This is a genomic window from Oxalobacteraceae sp. CFBP 8761, from assembly GCA_014841595.1.
Lineage (GTDB): Bacteria > Pseudomonadota > Gammaproteobacteria > Burkholderiales > Burkholderiaceae_D > Telluria.
Genome location: JACYUE010000002.1, coordinates 649336 through 668279, shown reverse-complemented (window position 1 = coordinate 668279; position 18944 = coordinate 649336). Strand labels below are relative to the sequence as shown.

Annotated in this window: 19 protein-coding genes; 12 read left to right on the top strand and 7 right to left on the bottom strand. The window is 64.9% G+C overall.

All coding sequences use genetic code 11. The features are described from left to right. A complete protein-coding gene (locus tag IFU00_15300; GenBank protein ID MBD8543649.1) occupies positions 1-882 on the bottom strand; it encodes an NAD(P)H-binding protein in 882 nt (293 codons plus the stop codon). A gap of 151 nt (positions 883-1033) precedes the next feature. On the opposite strand from IFU00_15300, the gene IFU00_15295 reads away from it, so the two are divergent. From IFU00_15295 to IFU00_15285, 3 genes are all read left to right on the top strand, one after another. Then, positions 1034-2062, top strand: coding sequence for a CDP-6-deoxy-delta-3,4-glucoseen reductase (locus tag IFU00_15295; protein ID MBD8543648.1), 1029 nt, complete (start codon positions 1034-1036; stop codon positions 2060-2062). Between the two features lie 6 nt (positions 2063-2068). Next, the gene (locus tag IFU00_15290) at positions 2069-3325 is read left to right on the top strand and encodes an MFS transporter (protein ID MBD8543647.1); all 1257 of its coding nucleotides are present in this window, start codon (positions 2069-2071) and stop codon (positions 3323-3325) included. Between the two features lie 95 nt (positions 3326-3420). Then, entirely contained in the window at positions 3421-3822 is a 402-nt protein-coding gene (locus tag IFU00_15285; GenBank protein MBD8543646.1) for an HPF/RaiA family ribosome-associated protein, read from the top strand. A gap of 64 nt (positions 3823-3886) precedes the next feature. Here IFU00_15285 and IFU00_15280 read toward each other — a convergent pair whose 3' ends face one another. Beyond that, positions 3887-4717, bottom strand: coding sequence for an ABC transporter substrate-binding protein (locus IFU00_15280; protein MBD8543645.1), 831 nt, complete (start codon positions 4715-4717; stop codon positions 3887-3889). A gap of 129 nt (positions 4718-4846) precedes the next feature. On the opposite strand from IFU00_15280, the gene IFU00_15275 reads away from it, so the two are divergent. Together IFU00_15275 and sbcB are read left to right on the top strand one after the other, a co-directional pair. Then, positions 4847-5809 (top strand): GGDEF domain-containing protein, encoded by a 963-nt coding sequence (locus IFU00_15275; GenBank protein MBD8543644.1) that lies wholly within the window; start codon positions 4847-4849, stop codon positions 5807-5809. 107 nt (positions 5810-5916) lie between these two features. Next, entirely contained in the window at positions 5917-7365 is a 1449-nt protein-coding gene (sbcB, locus tag IFU00_15270) for an exodeoxyribonuclease I (GenBank protein ID MBD8543643.1), read from the top strand. 99 nt (positions 7366-7464) lie between these two features. Here the strand turns inward: sbcB and pyrF are convergent, their stop codons facing one another. Further along, the gene (pyrF, locus tag IFU00_15265; protein MBD8543642.1) at positions 7465-8292 is read right to left on the bottom strand and encodes an orotidine-5'-phosphate decarboxylase; all 828 of its coding nucleotides are present in this window, start codon (positions 8290-8292) and stop codon (positions 7465-7467) included. A gap of 149 nt (positions 8293-8441) precedes the next feature. Between pyrF and IFU00_15260 the strand changes: the two genes are divergently transcribed. The 7 genes from IFU00_15260 (at position 8442) to IFU00_15230 (ending at position 13443) form a co-directional block, all read left to right on the top strand. Beyond that, positions 8442-9053 (top strand): LemA family protein, encoded by a 612-nt coding sequence (locus IFU00_15260; protein MBD8543641.1) that lies wholly within the window; start codon positions 8442-8444, stop codon positions 9051-9053. Positions 9054-9103: 50 nt separating this feature from the next. Next, entirely contained in the window at positions 9104-9910 is an 807-nt protein-coding gene (locus IFU00_15255) for a TPM domain-containing protein (GenBank protein ID MBD8543640.1), read from the top strand. Next, positions 9910-10422: a TPM domain-containing protein gene (locus IFU00_15250; GenBank protein ID MBD8543639.1), complete on the top strand. Its 513-nt coding sequence runs from the start codon at positions 9910-9912 to the stop codon at positions 10420-10422. The genes IFU00_15255 and IFU00_15250 overlap by 1 nt, the downstream gene beginning before the upstream one ends. 44 nt (positions 10423-10466) lie before the next feature. Next, the gene (locus IFU00_15245; protein MBD8543638.1) at positions 10467-11234 is read left to right on the top strand and encodes a 3-oxoacyl-ACP reductase FabG; all 768 of its coding nucleotides are present in this window, start codon (positions 10467-10469) and stop codon (positions 11232-11234) included. A gap of 570 nt (positions 11235-11804) precedes the next feature. Then, positions 11805-12110 (top strand): hypothetical protein, encoded by a 306-nt coding sequence (locus IFU00_15240; GenBank protein MBD8543637.1) that lies wholly within the window; start codon positions 11805-11807, stop codon positions 12108-12110. 118 nt (positions 12111-12228) lie between these two features. Further along, complete coding sequence (gene vanZ / locus IFU00_15235; GenBank protein ID MBD8543636.1) at positions 12229-12654, top strand: VanZ family protein; 426 nt, start codon at positions 12229-12231, stop codon at positions 12652-12654. Positions 12655-12873: 219 nt separating this feature from the next. After that, positions 12874-13443 (top strand): hypothetical protein, encoded by a 570-nt coding sequence (locus IFU00_15230; protein MBD8543635.1) that lies wholly within the window; start codon positions 12874-12876, stop codon positions 13441-13443. A gap of 195 nt (positions 13444-13638) precedes the next feature. Here the strand turns inward: IFU00_15230 and IFU00_15225 are convergent, their stop codons facing one another. Genes IFU00_15225 through galT form a run of 4 tightly spaced genes read right to left on the bottom strand, consistent with a single transcriptional unit; the run spans position 13639 to position 18743 of the window. Beyond that, on the bottom strand, positions 13639-15450 hold the full coding sequence (locus IFU00_15225) for a glycoside hydrolase family 2 (protein MBD8543634.1): 1812 nt from the start codon (positions 15448-15450) through the stop codon (positions 13639-13641). Further along, a complete protein-coding gene (gene galK / locus IFU00_15220; protein ID MBD8543633.1) occupies positions 15437-16552 on the bottom strand; it encodes a galactokinase in 1116 nt (371 codons plus the stop codon). Before galK ends, IFU00_15225 begins: the two co-directional genes overlap by 14 nt. Beyond that, positions 16549-17652 carry a M24 family metallopeptidase gene (locus IFU00_15215; GenBank protein MBD8543632.1) on the bottom strand — a complete coding sequence of 368 codons (1104 nt, stop codon included), beginning with the start codon at positions 17650-17652 and terminating at the stop codon, positions 16549-16551. The genes galK and IFU00_15215 overlap by 4 nt, the downstream gene beginning before the upstream one ends. Continuing rightward, positions 17649-18743, bottom strand: coding sequence for a galactose-1-phosphate uridylyltransferase (gene galT, locus IFU00_15210; GenBank protein ID MBD8543631.1), 1095 nt, complete (start codon positions 18741-18743; stop codon positions 17649-17651). Before galT ends, IFU00_15215 begins: the two co-directional genes overlap by 4 nt. Positions 18744-18944 lie beyond the last annotated feature (201 nt).

The window sequence follows — 18944 nt, the reverse complement described above, 5'->3', positions numbered from 1 at the left end:
TTAGCGCCGCAGGCGCGCCAGCGCCGTGGCGACGTCCGGGTACTGCAGACGCACGCGCAGCTCGCGCCGCAGGCGCGTGTTGTCGAGCTGGCGCGACTCGGACATGTACGACAGCAGCACCGGCGAGACCAGCTGCGCCAGTTCGGCGCGCGGCAGGCGCGGTGAGCGCGGCATGCCGAAGGTGTCGGCCACGGCGTCGAAGTAGTCGGCCATCTTCATGCGCGTGTCGTCGACCGCGTGATAGACCCGCCCGGACCGGCCGCGCATCAAGGCCAGCAGCACGATGCGGGCCAGGTCGTCGGCGTGGATATGGTTGGTGTACACATCGTCCTCAAACCGCAGCGCGGGCGTGCCCTGCTCCAGCCGGCGCAGCGGCAGCCGGTCGGCGGCGTAGATGCCCGGCACGCGCAGGATCGACAGCGTCGCACCGGCCACCAGGGCCCACGCGCGCAGGATGCGCTCGGCGTCGACACGGCGCCGGGCACGCCCGTTCTTCGGTGCCACCGGCCGGTACTCCTTCACCAGCGCCCCGCCGCAATCGCCATACACCCCGCTGGTGCTCACATACACGATGCGGCGCACGTCGCCCAGCGCCGCCACCAGATGGCGCGTGCGGCGGTCGGTATCGCCGTCGGGCTGGGGCGGGGCCAGGTGCAGCACCCACGGCGCCAGATTGCGCAGGCGCGCCAGCGTTGCAGGCTGGTCGAGGTCGGCGACAACCGGCACCGCACCGGCCGCGCGGAGTTCGGCGCAGCGCTCCGGCTGGCTGGTCAGTGCAAACACGCGGAAGCGCCCGGCCAGCAGTGGCAGCAGGCGCATGCCGACGTCGCCGCAGCCGATGATCAACAGGCGCGGACGGGCAAAAGCGGGGCGGGATGGCATGGTCATGGAAGAATCGCGGGGTCGTGGAGGCGGCAACTGTAGCACAGGGCGCGCCCGGCAAAACAAGGGCGGGTGTAGAATGGCGGCCTCTCGCCGCACGCCGGCGCACCCCACCAACCACCCGCGTTCGCGCCCCAACTTCTTCATTCGCATGACCTTCCAGATCACCGTCCAGCCCAGCGGCAGCCAGTTCGGCTGCGAAGCCGATGAAACCGTCCTGGCCGCCGCCATCCGCGCCGGCGTCGGCCTGCCGTATGGCTGCAAGAATGGCGCCTGCGGCTCGTGCAAGGGCAAGGTGCTCGATGGCGCCATCGAGCACAAGCCCTACCAGCAGCGCGCCCTCTCCGACATCGAAAAGACTGCCGGCATGGCGCTGTTCTGCTGCGCGATGCCGTCGGCCGACCTGGTGATCGAAGCGCGCGAAGTGGGCGGCAGCTCGGATTACCCGCTGCGCAAGATGCCTACCCGCGTTGCCGGCATCCGCAAGGCCGCGCCGGACGTCGCCATCGTCAACCTGCAATTGCCGGCCAATGAATTGCTGGCCTACCGCGCCGGCCAGTACATCGAATTCCTGCTCAAGGACGGCAAGCGCCGCGCCTACTCGATCGCGAATGCGCCGTCGTTCGAAGGCCCGCTCGAACTGCATATCCGCCACCTGCCCGGCGGCCTGTTCACCGATCACGTGTTCGGCGCCATGAAAGAGCGCGACATCCTGCGCTTTGAAGGCCCGCTCGGCACGTTCTTCCTGCGCGAAGATTCCGACAAGCCGATCGTGCTGCTGGCATCCGGCACCGGCTTCGCACCGGTCAAGGCCCTCGTCGAGCACCTGATGCACTTGAAGTCCACGCGCAAGGTCACGCTGTACTGGGGTGGCCGCCGCCCGCAAGACCTGTACATGGACGAATTGTGCCGCGCCTGGGAAACCACGCTGCCCGACTTCACCTACGTGCCGGTGATTTCGGATGCGCTGCCCGAGGATAACTGGGCAGGCCGCACCGGCTACGTGCACGCCGCTGTCGTGCAGGACATCATCGACCTCTCCGGCCACCAGGTGTATGCCTGCGGCGCACCGCTCATGGTCGATGCGGCGCGCCGCGACTACGTGGCGCTGTGCGGCCTGCCCGAAGACGAATTCTTCGCCGACGCGTTCACGACCGCCGCCGATCTCGCCAGCCAGTAAGGGTCCATGCCGCTGATCTCACCGACCGGGCGCCTGGGTGTCCTGCGCAACCGCAACCTGGCGTTCTACCTGTCGGCGCGCTTTCTCGCCACCTTCGCCGTGCAGATGCAGAGCGTGGCGATCGGCTGGCAGGTGTACCAGATCACCGGCAGCCTGTTCGACCTGGGGCTGATCGGCCTGGCGCAGTTTGCGCCGTTCCTGGTGCTGATCCTGTGGGCCGGCCATGTGGCCGATCGCTACAACCGGCGCCTGATCGTGCTGTGCTGCATGGCCGTGCAGCTGCTGTGCAGCGCGATGCTGATTGCGTTCACGGCCAGCGGCAGCACGACCGTGTGGCCCGTGTTCGCAATCCTGGTGCTGTTTGGCAGCGCGCGCGCCTTCATGATGCCGGCCTCGCAGGCGGTGCTCAAGAACCTGGTGCCGGACCGTGACTTCAGCCAGGCCGTGGCGCTGGGTTCCTCGACGATGCACGTGGCGATGATCCTCGGCCCGATCGTGGGCGGCCTGCTCTACGTGCTGGGACCGCAGACGGTGCACATGACGGCCGCCTCGCTGCTGGCGCTGGCGGTGCTGCTCATGACGAACACGCGCACCATCGCGCAGGTGATCAACAAGGCGCCCGTCAGCTGGCACACGCTGCTCGAAGGCTTGCGCTTCGTGCGCTCGCGCCCGATCGTGCTGGGCGCGATTTCGCTCGACCTGTTCGCGGTGCTGTTCGGCGGGGCGACCGCCCTGCTGCCGGCCTACGCACATGACATCCTGGGCGCCGGGCCGTCCGGCCTGGGCTTCCTGCGCACCGCGCCGGGCATGGGCGCGGCGCTGTGCTCGGTCGCGCTGGTGATGTTCCCGATCACGCGCCGCGTCGGCGCCTGGATGTTCGGCGGCGTTGCCCTGTTTGGCGTGTGCGTGATCGTGCTGGGCCTGACCGACCACTTCGCGATTGCCTTCGGCGCGCTGTTCCTGCTGGGCGTGGGCGACATGGTCAGCGTGTATATCCGCCATCTGCTGGTGCAGTACGAAACGCCCGACGATATCCGCGGACGCGTGAGCGCCGTGAACTCGGTGTTCATCGGCGCCTCGAACGAGCTCGGTGAATTCGAGTCCGGCGTCACGGCTGGCTGGCTGGGATTGACCCGCGCGATCCTGCTCGGCGGCGTGGCGACGCTGGTCGTGACGGGCGTGTGGGCGATGCTGTTCCCGGTGCTGTCGCGGATGGACCGTTTTCCGCACCATGAGGCAGCGCGCGAAAAAGACGTGGTCTGATGGTCGTATGCCGGGTCGAGCACGGTTGGCGGAGCGGACGCGGTAAAAATCGCGGGGCGTGTAAGATAAAGCCATAACGATTACAGGAGCCATCCATGCAGATCAATGTCAATACCGATAACACCATCACCAAGCACCAGGGCCTGGACGAGCACGTGGATACCGTCGTGCGCGCTTCCATTGGTCGTTTCAGCGAGCAAGTGACCCGCGTCGACGTTCACCTGAGCGACGAGAACAAGGAAAAGAAAGCGGACGGCGGCAACCACTGCATGCTCGAAGCGCGTCTGGCCGGCGTGGCGCCGATCGTCGTGCACGATCACGCGAACGACCTGCACCAGGCCATCAACAACGCCAGCGGCAAACTGGCCCGCGCACTCGACAGCACCATCGGCCGCCTGCACGACAAGCATCGCCATACTGCCGTTCCGGTGGTCGGCGCTGACGGTGTCGACGGCGACATCGACCCGACTGCCGACAAGCACCTGACCGATAACTGATCAGTGCCCGTAGTACCCTGCGCCCGCCATGGGCGCAGGGGCAACAAGCATGCCGTGTTTCTAGTTACTCACCGCGTCGCACCTCGCCGGCCGCACCTTCCAACATTTCCCGCAACGTCTCCAGATAATTCACCCCGGCCAGCGCGCGGCTGCCATACCACGACAGCATTTCGCCATCGACCAGCAGCACGGGAATGCCGATCTGTTTTTCCAGTGCGTCCACATGCGCCTGCGTAAAGCGATAGGGTTCGGTCGACAGCAGCACGGCGTCAAGCCCGTCGACCAGGCTGTCCGACCACGTGAAGCGCGGGTAGCGGTCTTCGCCAAGGTGCGGCACGCGCCAACCGAGCTCGGCCAGCATCGCAGCGATATAGGTATCGGCCGAGATGCTCATCCACGGATCCTGCCAGATGCAGTACAGCACCGTGCGTGATGGACCGGCAGGCCGGGCACGCAGCGCGGCCAATGCCTGTGTGAATGCGGTGCACCAGGATTCGGCGGCATCCTGCACGCCGAAGATACCGCCCAGCAGGCGGGCCAGCGCCAGATTGTCCTGCGGCGCGACCGGATGCGTGACGATCACGTGTGGCACGAACTCCACCAGCGCGTCGTAGGTCGGTCGCGTGTTTTCATCGAGATTGACGACAACATGGGTCGGCGCCAGGGCACGAATCTTGTCGAGATTGACGTCCTTGGTGCCGCCGACCTTGGGAATGGCGGCAACGAGCGCCTGCGGATGAATGCAAAACCCTGTGCGGCCGGCAAGCTGCGGTGCCAGGCCCAGGTCGCACAGCAATTCGGTGATCGACGGCACGAGGGAAACGATGCGCGCGCCGGGCGCCGGCCGGTGCACCTGGCCCAGCGCGTCGGTCAGTTCAGTGGTGCTGGATGTCATGTGAAGATGTCGTCATGATGGTTTAAGTTTCGCCAAACGCGCAAGGGTGGCACAATCGGCTATGATCCCGCTGATGTAATAACACATGCAATCACGCATGCCAACGCGGCATACCGCTCGAGGACTCACTTGGAACAGATCGGCACCTTCGGCACCAGCCGTACCAATATCAACGACCTGCAACTGTTTCGCGACGAAACCGACCCTGACGTCGCCGCGATGCTGGCCGACTGCGCCATCGTGCGCGTGCCGCAGGGAGAGCGCATCGACGACAGTGGCCAGGCGCACCTGTATATCGTGCTCTCGGGCCAGCTCGAAATCGAATCGGATGCGCACGCAGGCGACGAAACCGGCACCACCCGCGTCTTGCCAGGCGAGAGCGTCGGCGACCAGGCCGTGCTGGACGATGCCGCCAACCTGGCGGCCATGACGGCGCTGGAAGACAGCGAGCTCCTGGTGATCGAATCGAGCGTCGTCTGGACGCTGATCGACCACTCGAGCGTGCTGGCGCGCAATCTGCTGCGCCTGCTGTCGTTCCGTATCCGCACCACCAATGCGCTGTTGCGCCGCCGCCAGAAGCTTGGCGAATTCTACCGCCAGCTGTCGCTCAACGACCCGCTCACGGGCCTGTACAACCGCGCCTGGCTCAATGACATGCTGCCGAAGCTGGCGGCGCGTGCAGCGCGCACTGGCAGCGGCCTGTCGATCGTCATGATCGACCTCGACCATTTCAAGCAATTCAACGATACCCACGGCCACATCATTGGCGACGTGGCGCTGTCGGCCGCAGCGAGCCTGATCCGCGATGCGCTGCGCCCATCCGACTTCGCCGTGCGCTTCGGCGGCGAGGAAATGCTGGCCGTGCTGCCCGACACCGGCATCGAACTGGCCACGATGGTGGCCGAGCGCCTGTGCCAGCGCCTGCGCGACACCGTCGTGTTTACCGACATGCGCGTGGAACTGCCGCACCTGACCGCGTCGTTCGGCGTGGCCAGCCTGGGCGAGAACGGCGACGAGTACGCACTGATGGCGGCGGCCGACGCCGCCCTGTACCGGGCCAAGGAAGCCGGACGCAACCGCGTCTGCAACTAGCGTCCAACGCCGTCCCGCACGGACCGTGACACCGGGCCGTGACGGGACGGCGCATCTGTGCCACCATGTCGCCGACGCTGTGATTGCAGCCAAGACAACAACAAGACATGAGCCCGCATACCTTCCTTTGGCACGACTACGAAACCTTTGGCGCGACCCCGCGCCGCGACCGCCCCGCCCAGTTCGCCGCGATCCGCACCGACGCTGAACTCAACGAGATCGGCGAGCCGATCATGCTGTACTGCCAGCCGGCCAATGATTTTTTGCCCGATCCGGAATCGTGCCTGATCACCGGCATCCTGCCGCAGCACTGTCTCGAACACGGCGTGCCCGAGCACGAGTTCGCGCGCCAGATCGAGGCCGCGTTCAGCCAGCCCGACACGATCGGCGTCGGCTACAACACGATCCGCTTTGACGACGAAGTCACGCGCTACCTGTTCTGGCGCAACCTGATCGATCCGTACGCGCGCGAGTGGCAGCACAACTGCGGCCGCTGGGACTTGCTCGACGTCGTGCGCATGGTGCATGCGCTGCGCCCGGACGGGATCGTGTGGCCGACCCGCGACGATGGCAAGCCGAGCTTCAAACTGGAACACCTGAGCGCAGCCAACGGCCTGGTGCACGAGGCCGCGCACGATGCGCTATCGGACGTGCGCGCGACCATTGCGCTGGCGCGCCTGATCCGCAGCAAGCAGCCGCGCCTGTTCGATTTTTGCCTGGAGCTGCGCCGCAAGGATCGCGTTGCCGCCGAGATCGGCCTGCACCAGGCCCCTGCCGAGCGCCAGCCCTTCCTGCATGTGTCCGGCATGTTCCCGGTCGAGCATGGCTGCCTGGCCCTCGTCTATCCGCTGGCGCAGCACCCGACCAACAAGAACGAAATCCTGGTCTGGGATTGCCGCTACGATCCGTCCGAACTGTTCGCGCTGGACGCCGAGACGATCCGCACGCGCATGTTCACGCGCACCGACGACTTGCCGGAAGGCGTCACGCGCCTGCCGATCAAGAGCGTGCACTTGAACAAGTCGCCGATGCTGGTGGCCAATCTCAAGACGCTGCAGCCTGAACTGGCCACGCGCTGGGATATCGATCTCGAACAGGGCCGCGCACACGCCGCACTGGCCGCTGCCGGCCCCGACCTGCGCGCCGTCTGGGCGCAGGTGCTGCAAAAGCCGGCATCCGGCACGCCCGTGGACGTGGATGAAGATCTGTATGGCGGCTTCGTCAGCAAGGACGACCGGCGCCAGCTGGAATCGATCCGCATGCAAAAACCCGCGGCCCTGACCGGCAAGCGCGTCAGCTTCGAGGACGAGCGCCTCAACGAACTGCTGCTGCGCTACCGGGCGCGCAACTTCCCCGAGACGTTGTCGGAAGAAGAAATGCAGACCTGGGAGGCGCACCGCGCAGCGCGCCTGTTCGAGGGCGCCGGCGGGGCCAGAACAATCGATCAATTGTTCCAGGAGATCGATGCTTTGTCGGAGACGGCCGACGAGCGGGCCGAGGCGATTCTGGGCGCGTTGTACGACTATGCAGAAATGATCGCGCCCGAACTGCACTGAAAGTCGACGAAACGTAGGGTGGACGGCTTGGCCGTCCACCCTACCGCCATTACGTCATTACGCCGTTACGCCGTTACACCAAACAGCGCGATGGTTTCATCAGGCCGCGTTACGCGCCGCATTGATCGCGTCACGCGTTTCCGTCGCCACGCGCCGCGCTGCCTGCGCGAAGTCTTCACCCGCCTGCGGCGTCGCATACAAAATCGCACGCGATGAATTGATCATCATGCCGGCGCCGCCCGCCGTGCGGCCGGCCTTGACCGTCGCCTCGACGTCGCCGCCCTGTGCGCCCACGCCCGGAATCAACAGCGGCATGTCGCCCACCAGTGCGCGCACCTGCGCGATCTCTTCCGGGAACGTCGCGCCCACCACCAGCGCGCACTGGCCGTTGCGGTTCCATTTGTCGGCCACCAGTTGCGCCACGTGCTGGTACAGCGGGCGCCCTCCCACGTCCAAAAATTGCAGGTCGGAGCCGCCCGCGTTCGATGTGCGGCACAGCACGATCACGCCGCGGTCCGGCCAGGCCATGTACGGCTCGACCGAATCGAAGCCCATGTACGGATTGACGGTCACCGCATCGGCGCCGTAACGGTCGAATGCTTCGCGCGCATACTGGTGTGCGGTCGCGCCGATGTCGCCGCGCTTGGCGTCGAGCACTAGCGGGATGTGTGGATACGTCTCGCGCAGATAGGTGCAGATTTCCTCGAGCTGGTCTTCGGCGCCCAGCGCGGCGAAATAGGCGATCTGCGGCTTGAAGGCGCAGGCCAGGTCGGCGGTGGCGTCGATGATCGCCTTGCAGAACTGCACGATCGCATCCGGCTGGCCGGTCAGGTGCGCCGGGAAGCGCGCCAGGTCCGGGTCGAGGCCGACGCACAGCAGCGAATCGTTGCGGGTCCATGCAGCCGCCAGTTTTTGAATGAAAGTCACTTCGAGCCCCTTGTATCCGAATAATTGCAAACCCATTATTGTACCCGCCGCCATGCCGTCCCCTGCCCCTCGGGGTTGCAGGAACACCAATTGCGGCGCGTTTCAGGTATATTTTGATTATTCGACAACTTGCACGGACCTTTACTGCCATGAATACGACCTTTATCTCCCGCTGGACCCGCCTGCTCGGCAGCGCCATTCTCGCCGGCGTCCTGCTCTCGGGCTGCGGCTACAACGATTTCCAGACCAAGGATGAAGCGACCAAGGCCGCCTGGAGCGAAGTGGTCAACCAGTACCAGCGCCGCGCCGACCTGATCCCGAACCTGGTCAACACGGTCAAGGGCTATGCCTCGCACGAACGTGAAACGCTCGAAGCCGTCACGCGCGCCCGCGCCTCGGCCACCAGCTTCCAGATCACCCCGGAAGTGCTGAACAACCCGGAAGCGTTCCAGAAGTTCCAGCAGGTGCAGGGTGAACTGTCGAGCGCGCTGTCGCGCCTGATGGTGGTGTCCGAAAAATACCCGGACCTGAAAGCCGACACCAGCTTCCGTGACCTGGCCTCGCAGCTCGAAGGCACCGAGAACCGCATCACGGTGGCCCGCCAGCGCTACATCGCCTCGGTCCAGGATTACAACGTGACCGTGCGCCAGTTCCCGAAGAACCTGACGGCCATGGTGTTCGGCTACGAGACCAAGCCATCGTTCACGGTGGAGAATGAAAAAGCGATCTCGACCGCACCAGCAGTCGACTTCGGCAAGTAAGGCTGGCGATGACGGCCTTCCTGCGCTTGTTTTCCACGCTCCTGTTCGCAATGGCGACGCTGCTCGCCGGTGCGGGGACGGCCCATGCCCAGCTCAAGGAGGTGCCGAAGCTCACCACGCGCGTGACTGACCAGGCCGGCATGCTCGACGCCACCCAGCGCCAGCGCCTGGAAGCCGTGCTGGCCGACTATGAGGCCAAGACGGGCAGCCAGATCGCCGTGCTGCTCGTCAAATCGACCGAACCCGAAGCCATCGAGGCCTACAGCATCCGCGTTACCGATGCCTGGAAACTGGGCCGCAAGGGCGTCGACGACGGCGTGCTGCTGGTTGTTGCACCTGGCAACCCATCGGCGCTGCGCCGCCTGCGGATCGAGGCTGGCCGTGGCGTACAGGGTGTGCTGACCGACGCCCAATCCAAGCGCATCCTGCAAGACGTGATCGCGCCGCACTTCCGGGAACAACATTATTACGAAGGCCTGGTGGCCGGCGTGGGCGCCATCGCCACGCTGCTGAACCAGGAAGCCTTCCCGGCACCTGCGCAGCAAGCACCACAACGACAGGAAGCTGCGGGCGGTGGCGGAATTCCGTTGATCGCCATCTTCGCGATCCTGATCGGTGCCTTCCTGCTGCGCTCGGTCTTCGGCGGCAAGCGCGGCCGTACTGTTACGAGCAGCCGTGGCCGTTCGAACTGGGGTGGCGCGACGACTGGCTTCATTCTCGGTAATATCATCGGCAATATGAGCAACGGTGGTGGCGGCGGCTTTGGCGGCGGTGGCGGCGGCGGTGGCTTCGGCGGCGGTGGTTTTTCTGGTGGTGGTGGCGGCTTTGACGGCGGCGGCGCCTCGGGAGACTGGTAATGGGATCGATCGCACAAAAAATGACACGCGCGTGGCGCCACGCTACCAGCAGCGCGGGCGAAGCGCGGCGCGCGTTTCCTGAAGCGACGCTGACGGCCATTGCCGAGGCCATCGATGCCGGTGAGCGCACTCACCGCGGCGAAGTGCGCCTGATCGTCGAGAAGGCCCTGCCCTTCGACGCGGCCTGGGACGGCATCACCAACCGCCAGCGCGCCCTCGCGCTGTTCGCCGACTATGGCGTGTGGGACACCGAAGACAATTGCGGCGTCCTGATCTACGTGAATCTGGCCGAGCACAAGATCGACATCGTGGCCGACCGGGGCATCGACCGCAAGATCGACGCCGCCACCTGGCAGGCGGTGTGCCGCACGATGACCGCAGGCTTCAAGGGCGGGCACTTCCATGACGCCACGCTGGCGGCAGTGGCGCAGGTCAATGACCTGCTGCACCAGCACTTCCCGGCCAGCGGCGAGCGCACCAACGAGTTGCCTGACCGGCCCATCATGCTCTAGCAGCAGTAGAATGGCGGCTTTTGCCACAGCGTCGAAAGCCCGCCATGAAACTACATCAGAAAATCGCCATCGTCACCGGCGCCAGCCAGGGCATCGGCCTGGCCTGCGCCGAGCGCCTCGTGCGCGAAGGTGCGCGCGTCATGCTCGTCGATATCCGGCCCGAAGTCGAGCAAGCCGCTGCCAGCCTGGGCGACGCAGCCCGCGCCTACCGTGCCGACGTCGGCATCAAGGTCGAGGTCGATGCGATGATCGCGGCCACGCTGGCCGCGTTTGGCCGCATCGATATCCTGATCAACAATGCCGGTGTGACCCACGCGGCCGAGTTCCTCGACCTGCACGAGGACGATTTCGACCGCGTGTTGCGCATCAACCTGAAATCGATGTTTTTGTGCAGCCAGGCGGCGGCGCGCGACATGGTGGCGCGCGGCGAAGGTGGCTGCATCATCAACATGTCGAGTGTGAATGCCGAACTGACGATCCCGAACCAGGTGCCGTACGTGATCTCGAAAGGCGGCGTCAACCAGTTCACGCGCGTGGCCGCCATCGCCCTGGCCCAGTACGACATTCGCGTGAATGCCATCGGTCCCGGCACGATCCTGACCGAACTGGCGAAAAAAGCGGTGCTCGGCAGCCCGGAAGCACGGCACACGATCCTGTCGCGCACACCGCTGGGCCGGTGCGGTGAACCGGAAGAAGTCGCGTCGATCGCTGCCTTCCTGGCCAGCGACGATGCCTCGTACATGACGGGCCAGACCCTGTACGCCGACGGTGGCCGCATGGCACTGAACTACACGGTGCCGGTGCGTGATTGATACGTCGCCGGCCACGTTCGAGAGATATTGACAGATCACATGTCTGGTATCCGAAAACGCAATTGGACGCTCGGTCACCAAATCCCTATAGTTACACCTGTCTCCACTATTCTCCTCCAAGAAAATAGTTTCAAGCCCGCACAGCGGGCTTTTTTTTTGCCTGGACGGTTTGTGCGGTTCGCCTTGTTTGTGGCCGTATTGTCATGAGTCCAATGTCCTCACTACATTTTCCACTGTCCCATCGGAACCTTGACGACGGTCACGGACCCGTCACAATCGCTGCCTATACTCGAACGCACCTGACACACACGTAACCGATATGCGTGGTGCCAGCAGGTGTGGAGCGCTCCGTGCGCTGCACACCAACCCGGTTTCCGCACTCTTGGCCCGATCCCGGGTTATGCCCGCCCTGAGCGGGCATTTTTTTTCGGCATTGTGGCAACTCGGGCCAGAAAATATTGTCTATGTGCTTGAAGCCGTCTTCAATAGGGCTATCATGAAGCTGCGACGTCCCACCTTGTCCAGCGGGTGGAGACCGCGTACAACGAAACGACCACGGGAGATTGTCCGATGAGTTTACGTGTACCAGAAACATCGCTTTCGCCAGACAGTTGCCGTCGCCATCAGGATTCAAGCGACCTCATTCTTAGCGAACTCAATCCGCGCGCCGTGGTCGACGATATCGACCGCGACAGCGTCCCCCTCAATCTGCTCACGTTCGGCAGCGTCCGCGAAGTGTGTCCCAAGTGCCGGCGGGCACACCTGAAACTCGTGTTACGACAGGCGAGCGTGCGCGTGGCGCACCTGTTCTGCGCCGACTGCGCCAGCTGTTTCGACGCCCATTACGCCGACGGCGCCCCGGCACTGACCATTTGACGCACGCCGTGGTGGGCGGCTGGCGCACGGGCCGGCGGCAACGGGCACACAAGGTGCGCCCGGCATGGTAACGTTGACGTTTGTCCCGTCACCGTTTCTGTACTGTCACCACGTCGCCATGCCAGCCCTGTCTCCCCTGTTGTACGCTGAACCCCGCCACCGCCGTGCCATGCACGCTGCGGCACTGCTCATGTTTACCTGCATCGTGATTGCCGGCTCCGTGCCCGGTGCGCGCGCTGAGGTGGGCGAATACGCGTCGGGCATCGTGCTGCACAGCCTGGCCTATGCCGGCCTCGCGACGCTCTGGTTCCTGGGCAGCACCGGCAGCACGCTGCAACGCGCACTCAAGGCAGTGCTGGCCATTGCGCTGATGGGCGCTTTTGACGAGGGTGTGCAACACTTCCTGCCCTACCGCTCGGGCACGGTGCACGACTGGCTGGTCGATGTCAGCGCCGCGACCGTCGCAGCGACGGCACTGGGCGCACTGCTTGCGCGCATCCCGATGCCGCAGGCGTCTGGCCGCAATCCCGCGCGTTCGCGCTGACAGCACTGTAATTTTCCGACATCGAAACGACGTTTGGACAGTACTGCGACTACCGGGCGTCAAGTAGCGCAATCGATCGCTTCTTGCCGAGTTACACTGACCGGGACGAACTTTCGCTTCCCGCCCAGAAGCGGACAGCAGAACCAGCGATAGGTGCGCCAAGATCACCACGTCCCAGCTGAGCCACCATCGTCTGTCCACGTCCCAGGGAGCGATTTGATGTTCGGTAAAGTTCTTTTAGCGCTTGTCGCGTTAACCACGGCTTCGGCACAATCCGCGCCGCTGGGTTTTCACGATGTCGCTCGCCTTGTCTACCCGAATAGCAAATCTGTATTCGCAGACATGCATATTGACGCCTACATCCCAAACGCGTCGTTAGTCCGGACGATTGATGAGTTTATCGGTATCCCTGGAGATGAAGAACCCGTCCAGTTCGCCTCCTACGCCATGATCGACGGGTGTCGCCGCCAGAGCTGCATGGAGAAGGCGGCAGTGATCGTCGACATGCGCTCACGCAATGTGGCTGCTGTTGCGTTACGAAATTACGAGTGCCGGCATGTTGTCCTCGACGATGGTGATATTGCAGCCATGGCGCGTGACTCTCGCACACGCCCACCGGTGCGTTGCAACGAAGAGCCCATACTGGACATCTATGTCGTGCGACGCTCTCTCAATCCCCTTAGTCTCCAGGACGAGCGCGAACAGCTTGCCCAGTTACGTAAGTGGGGCAGCAAAGTTGGGCACCAAGGTGAGCGAGTGAAGATCCTGGCACGCTACAAATCGCAATGATGCAAGGTGTCGTCAGGTCCCCTAGGGGTCTTGCATTCAACCGGTCGACAGCCGCACCTTGCGTCGCGTCAGATAAAACCGTCTGCACAGCTGTAAAAAGGCCACATGCGCTGATGCGACATGTGGCCTTTTGCTTGCAGCATTCCCTGACTGCCTCAGCGGGCAGGCCCTGGCGACCCTGCCCTGCCTGCGACGTTACGGCGTGCCGGGGTCCTTGCCCTCTTCCACCTCGCGGTGAAACAGCGGAATATTGCGCGTGGCAGCGCTGATGACCTCGAGCGGCAGTTTCGGCGAGCGGTCGGCGTTCAGCAAGCCATTGGCTTCCTGGAACGTGTCCGTGAACTGCGTGTAGCAGAAACCACTGAACATGAACGTCTCGTTGACCACCTGCAGCAGGCGCCGGTACTGCTTCAGATAGCTTTCGGCCGTGTGCGCACGGCTGTAGCCCCACGTGGTTTCGTCGGGATTGGGCGTCTGCTTCGGATCGTAGGCGATGCCGCCGAATTCCGTCAGCACGATCGGCTGGCCCCGATGCGGGAAGCCGTCGAGCGTCAGGATACGGCCACCGGGCCGGCGCTGGTCGAACAGCGTGCGCACCGGATCGGTGACGGCGTAGCGCGCCAGCACCTTCTCGGGATCGCTGTCGTAGTCGTGAATGCCCAGGATGTCCGTGGCCGACGCCTCCCAGCCATCGTTGCCGATCACGGGGCGGGTCGAGTCAAGCGTGCGCGTCAGGTGGTACAGCGCCTCGACGGCATTGCGATGCGCCTGCGTGAGCGTCAGGTTCGGCACACCCCACGACTCGTTGAAGGCCACCCACACGATGATGCACGGGTGACTGTAGTCGCGTTCGATTGCCTCGGTCCACTCCTTGACCATACGGGTGATCGCGCGCGGGCTGAAGCGGTAAGCCGATGGCATTTCTTCCCACACCATCAGGCCCAGCTTGTCGGCCCAGTACAAAAAGCGCGGGTCCTCGATCTTCTGGTGCTTGCGCACGCCATTGAAGCCCATCTGCTTGGCCAGCTCGACGTCGCGCTTCAGGTGGTTGTCGGACGGGGCCGTCATGAACGATTCCGGCCAGTAGCCCTGGTCCAGCACCAGACGCAGCTGGTACGGGCGGCCATTGAGCATGAAGCGGTCACGGTTGATCGACACCGAGCGCAGCGCCGTGTACGAGCGGATACGGTCGAGTACCACGTCGCCACAGCGCAGCGTCACTTCGGCATCGAGCAGGGTCGGGCGTTCCGGACTCCACAGGATCACATTGCGCGAATCGTCGATGCCCGGGTCGGACAGCGCGATCTTGCGGTTCGCTTCACCGCCCAGCAGCTTGTAGTAATCGTCGGCCAGCAGCTGGTCGCCGTGCCAGATCTTGACTTCGACAAACAGCTCATCCTGGATATCGCCGGTGGCGAACACTTCGCAGCCGATTTCGTAGGTCTCGAACACGGGCGTCCAGCGCAGTTTCTGGATATACGTCTGCGAGACCTGCTCGAGCCATACCGTCTGCCAGATGCCCGTCGTGCGCGGGTACCAGATCGAGTGCGCATCGAGCAGCCAGTCCTGCTTGCCACGCGGCTTGGCCAGATCGGCCGGATCGTCCTCGACCCAGACGGTAACGACCTGCTTGCCATCCGCGTTCAAGGTGCCGGAAATATCGGCCGAGAACGGCGTGTGACCACCCTCGTGCTCGACGACCAGCTGGCCATTGACCCAGACGCGCGCGCTGTAGTCGACTGCGCCGAAGTGCAGGATCGTGCGCCCATCCATGGGCATGACCTCGAATTCGCGCTGGTACCAGACGAAGCGGTGAAAGCCCGTGTCCTCGATACCGCTCATCGCGGTTTCCGGGGCAAACGGCACGGTGATCTCGTGCGTCCATTCCTTCACGTCCGACGGCAGCGTGTAATGCCCTTCGTCATCGAAGCAGAACTGCCATGTGCCGTTCAGGTTCTGCCACTGGTCGCGCACCAGTTGTGGACGCGGATATTCAAACTGATTCATTCTTGTCCTTTCTGTCAGTTGGCACCGGAATCAGGATGCGTCCCTGGACGTCATTGCCTGGTCCATGATGGTCGTGATACGCCGCCAGCGCGGTGGCGGCTGCTTCTTGCGCCTGACCCTTGCGGCACAGGGCGACGCAGGCGCCGCCAAAGCCGGCGCCGGTCAGGCGGGCGCCCAGCACGCCTGGGGCAGCGCGCAGCGCGTCGCACAGGACGTCGAGCGCGCGGATCGAGACTTCGTAATCGTCACGCAGGCTCGCATGCGATGCGTTCATCAGTTCGCCGAAGCGCTCGGCGTCGACGCCCTTGGCCGCTTCGAGCACGCGCAGGTTTTCCTGCACCACGTGGCGGGCCCGCTCGCGCAGTGGCGACGGCAGCGTCTCGACCGAGGCCGGGTCGACCACGTCGCGCAGCGCCGTCACGCCCAAAATGCGCGAGGCTTCTTCGCATTCGGCGCGGCGTTCGTTGTACTTGCTGGCCGCCAGCGTGCGCGCCACGCCCGAATCGATCACGATCAGTTCGGTATCCGGCGGCAGCGCGGCAAGGTGATGTTCGAGCGTGCGCGCATCGATGAACAGCATATTGGTTTCATCGGCCAGGCTCGAGGCCATCTGGTCCATGATTCCGCAGTTGACGTGCGCGTATTCGATTTCGGCGCGCTGGGCGATGCGCGCCAGCTTGACGTCGTCGAGCTCGAACCCCAGCAACGCGCGCATGGCGCGCAGCATGGCCACTTCGAGCGCGGCCGACGACGACAGGCCCGACCCCACCGGCAGATCGGTCTCGACATACACGCGCAGCGGCGGCACCTCGATGCCTTCGGCCTGCACGAGGCGGATGCAGCCCTCGATATAGCTGCCGAAGCCCTGCGGCGCGCTGCTGTCCTTCGCGAACGTCACGGTCGCGTCGAAGTTGGGCGAATAGAAGTGAAAGTGGTCGTCGCCGCTGCGGCTCATGGCCACCAGCGTACGCTGGGGCGTGGCCACCGGCAGCATGTACCCGTCGTTGTAGTCGGTGTGCTCGCCCAGCAGATTCACGCGTCCCGGGGCCGAGGCGTTTACCTCGGGGGCGCCGCCAAAGAAGGTATCGGTCGTGATGGTCATGCGTCCACCTCCAGCCAGAGCGGCCGCTGACGGCCCTGGATATCCACCGACGGCCAGGCCGGGTCGAAGGTCAGGTTTTCGAGTCCGTCGGGGCCGAGCAGGAATGTATCTTCGATCTTCATACCGTTATAACTTGGATTGAACGCAAATGCCATGCCCTGTTCGAGCTGCGTGGCCGTGCTGGGGGTGGCCACGATCTCGCGCGCCAGGTAGCCGGTGATGCCGCCCTGGTGGTGCTCGCGGATCGCGTCTTCGACATCGGCGTGGTGATAGGCCTGGGCCAGCGCGTGATACACGGACGACAGCGATTTGCCCGGCGCCACGGCCGCCAGGCCGGTGGCCTCGAGCGCCATCAGTGCGCGCTGCGCTGCCGGCGCGGCAGCGGCGCCGCCGAAGCCCACGAAGCGCGTCAGGTTGGCATACAGGCCATGGCGGCGCGCGCAGAACACGAGCATGGCACGCTCACCGATCGGCTCGTGCGACGGCGTCGCGTGGCGAAACAGCGGCAAGCGCCGCGCACCGGCCACCAGCACCAGCGCCGGATGGATGCCGCGGCGCCACAGCGCCTCGGCGCCGGCACCGGCCAGCTGCTGCTCGGTCCAGTCAGGCCGGGCGCGGTGCAGCACGTCGGTCATCGCTTCGGCCGCTTCGCGTCCCAGCAGCCGGTAGCGCGCCTGTTCGGCGTCGCCCAGCACCAGCTTGCGTTGACGGAGCGGCAGTGGCAGCGGCAGTTCGTCGGCCTGCGGACGGTCCGACAGGACCGGCCGGCCCTCGGCCGCAGCGAGCACGAAATGCTCGCGCAGCTCGGGTTCGGCCCATGGTTCGATATGAAAGCTGAACCCGGCCGGCACTTCTTCGAGGCGCAGGCGCTCGCCTTCGATCTGGTCGGTCAGCACGCAAGCGTCGCCCGGCGTGACCAGCACTTCGGCAATGCCCGTGTCGGTGGTGTGCAGCACGGCGCTCGAGCCGCCCGCCGTGACCCACGCGAACCAGTCGGTACCGCGCAGGCGCACGGCGCCGGCGCCGCTGGCGGCAAGGGTGGCGCGCAGCAGCGCGAGTTTGTCGGCGACCTCCTGGGCGCGCATATCGATGTCCGTCATGCGCCCTCCTCCAGGTCGATCTCGACCTGCTGCAATTCGTACGCCGTGGTCTCGGGCAGCACGTCCATCGCGAACATGCCGGCGGCCAGCTCGGTGCCGGCCAGGTATTTCAGACGGTCGCGCGTACGGTACGGCGGATAGAACTGGACGTGCAACTGCGTCTCGGGATGCTCGGCGCCGTCGGTCGGCGCCTGGTACCACGCCATCAGGTACGGGAACGGGCGGTTCCACAGCGTCTCGTACTTGAGCAGCACAGTCTTGAGCGCACGCGCCAGCGAGTCGCGCTGCGGCGGCGTGAGCGCCGCGAAATCCTTGCACGGCGTGGTCGGCATCACCCAGACCTCGTACGGATAACGGGCGCAGGCCGGCACGAAGGCGATGGCGAAATCGTCCTGGTACAGCACGCGCTTGCCATCGGCCGCTTCGTCGCGCGCCATGTCGCACAGCATGCTCGTGCCGTGCTGCTGGTAGTAGTCGCGCTCTTGCGCGAGCATGCGCGCCGGGACCGACGGCACGAACGGGTACGAATAGATCTGGCCGTGTGGATGGTGCAGCGTCACGCCCACTTCGGCGCCGCGGTTCTCGAACGGCAGCACGTACTGGATGTGCGGGTGGCTGCCCACGCGCGTGGTGCGATCGCCCCACACCTGCAGCAAGAGCGCAATGCGCGACAGCGGCAGGTGGGCCAGCGCCGTGTTCGGATCCTGCGTGAACACGACCACTTCGCACTGGCCATTGGCCGGCGCGGTCTGCACCGTCACCGATGGGGGATCGTGCGACTCGAGCGCAAGCGACGGAAAGCGGTTGTCGAACACGGCGATCTCGTAGTCGCCGGCCGGCATCTCGGTGGGATTGGCAGGATCGATCGTCGGCGCCAGCGGGTTGTACTGCGGTGGCGGCTGATAGGTGCGGTTCTGCCGGAACGCGGCGTAGGTCACCCACTCGCCGCGCAGCGGATGCCAGCGCAGGTGCGGGTTGGCGTGCTGTGGATCCGGAAACGGGCTGGGGGCAACAAGGCCATCGGGGATGGGCCGGTTGCTGTAGAGGGTAAGGTTGCGTCCGTCCGGTTTTTTGAGTTCTTTACTGTGCATGGCAATCAATAAGGTTCGGTCACATCCGGCGCGAACGCGCACGCCAACATCGACGCATTGGCGCGCTCGCGGCTGCAGGAGCTTGGCTCCAAGCCGATCCTATCATGCTGTATTTGCCACATTTTCTGCCCGGAACTTCGTACTTTTCCAGGCGACAATACTGTGGCTGTATCAAGACGATACCGCCCTTGGCATACAACG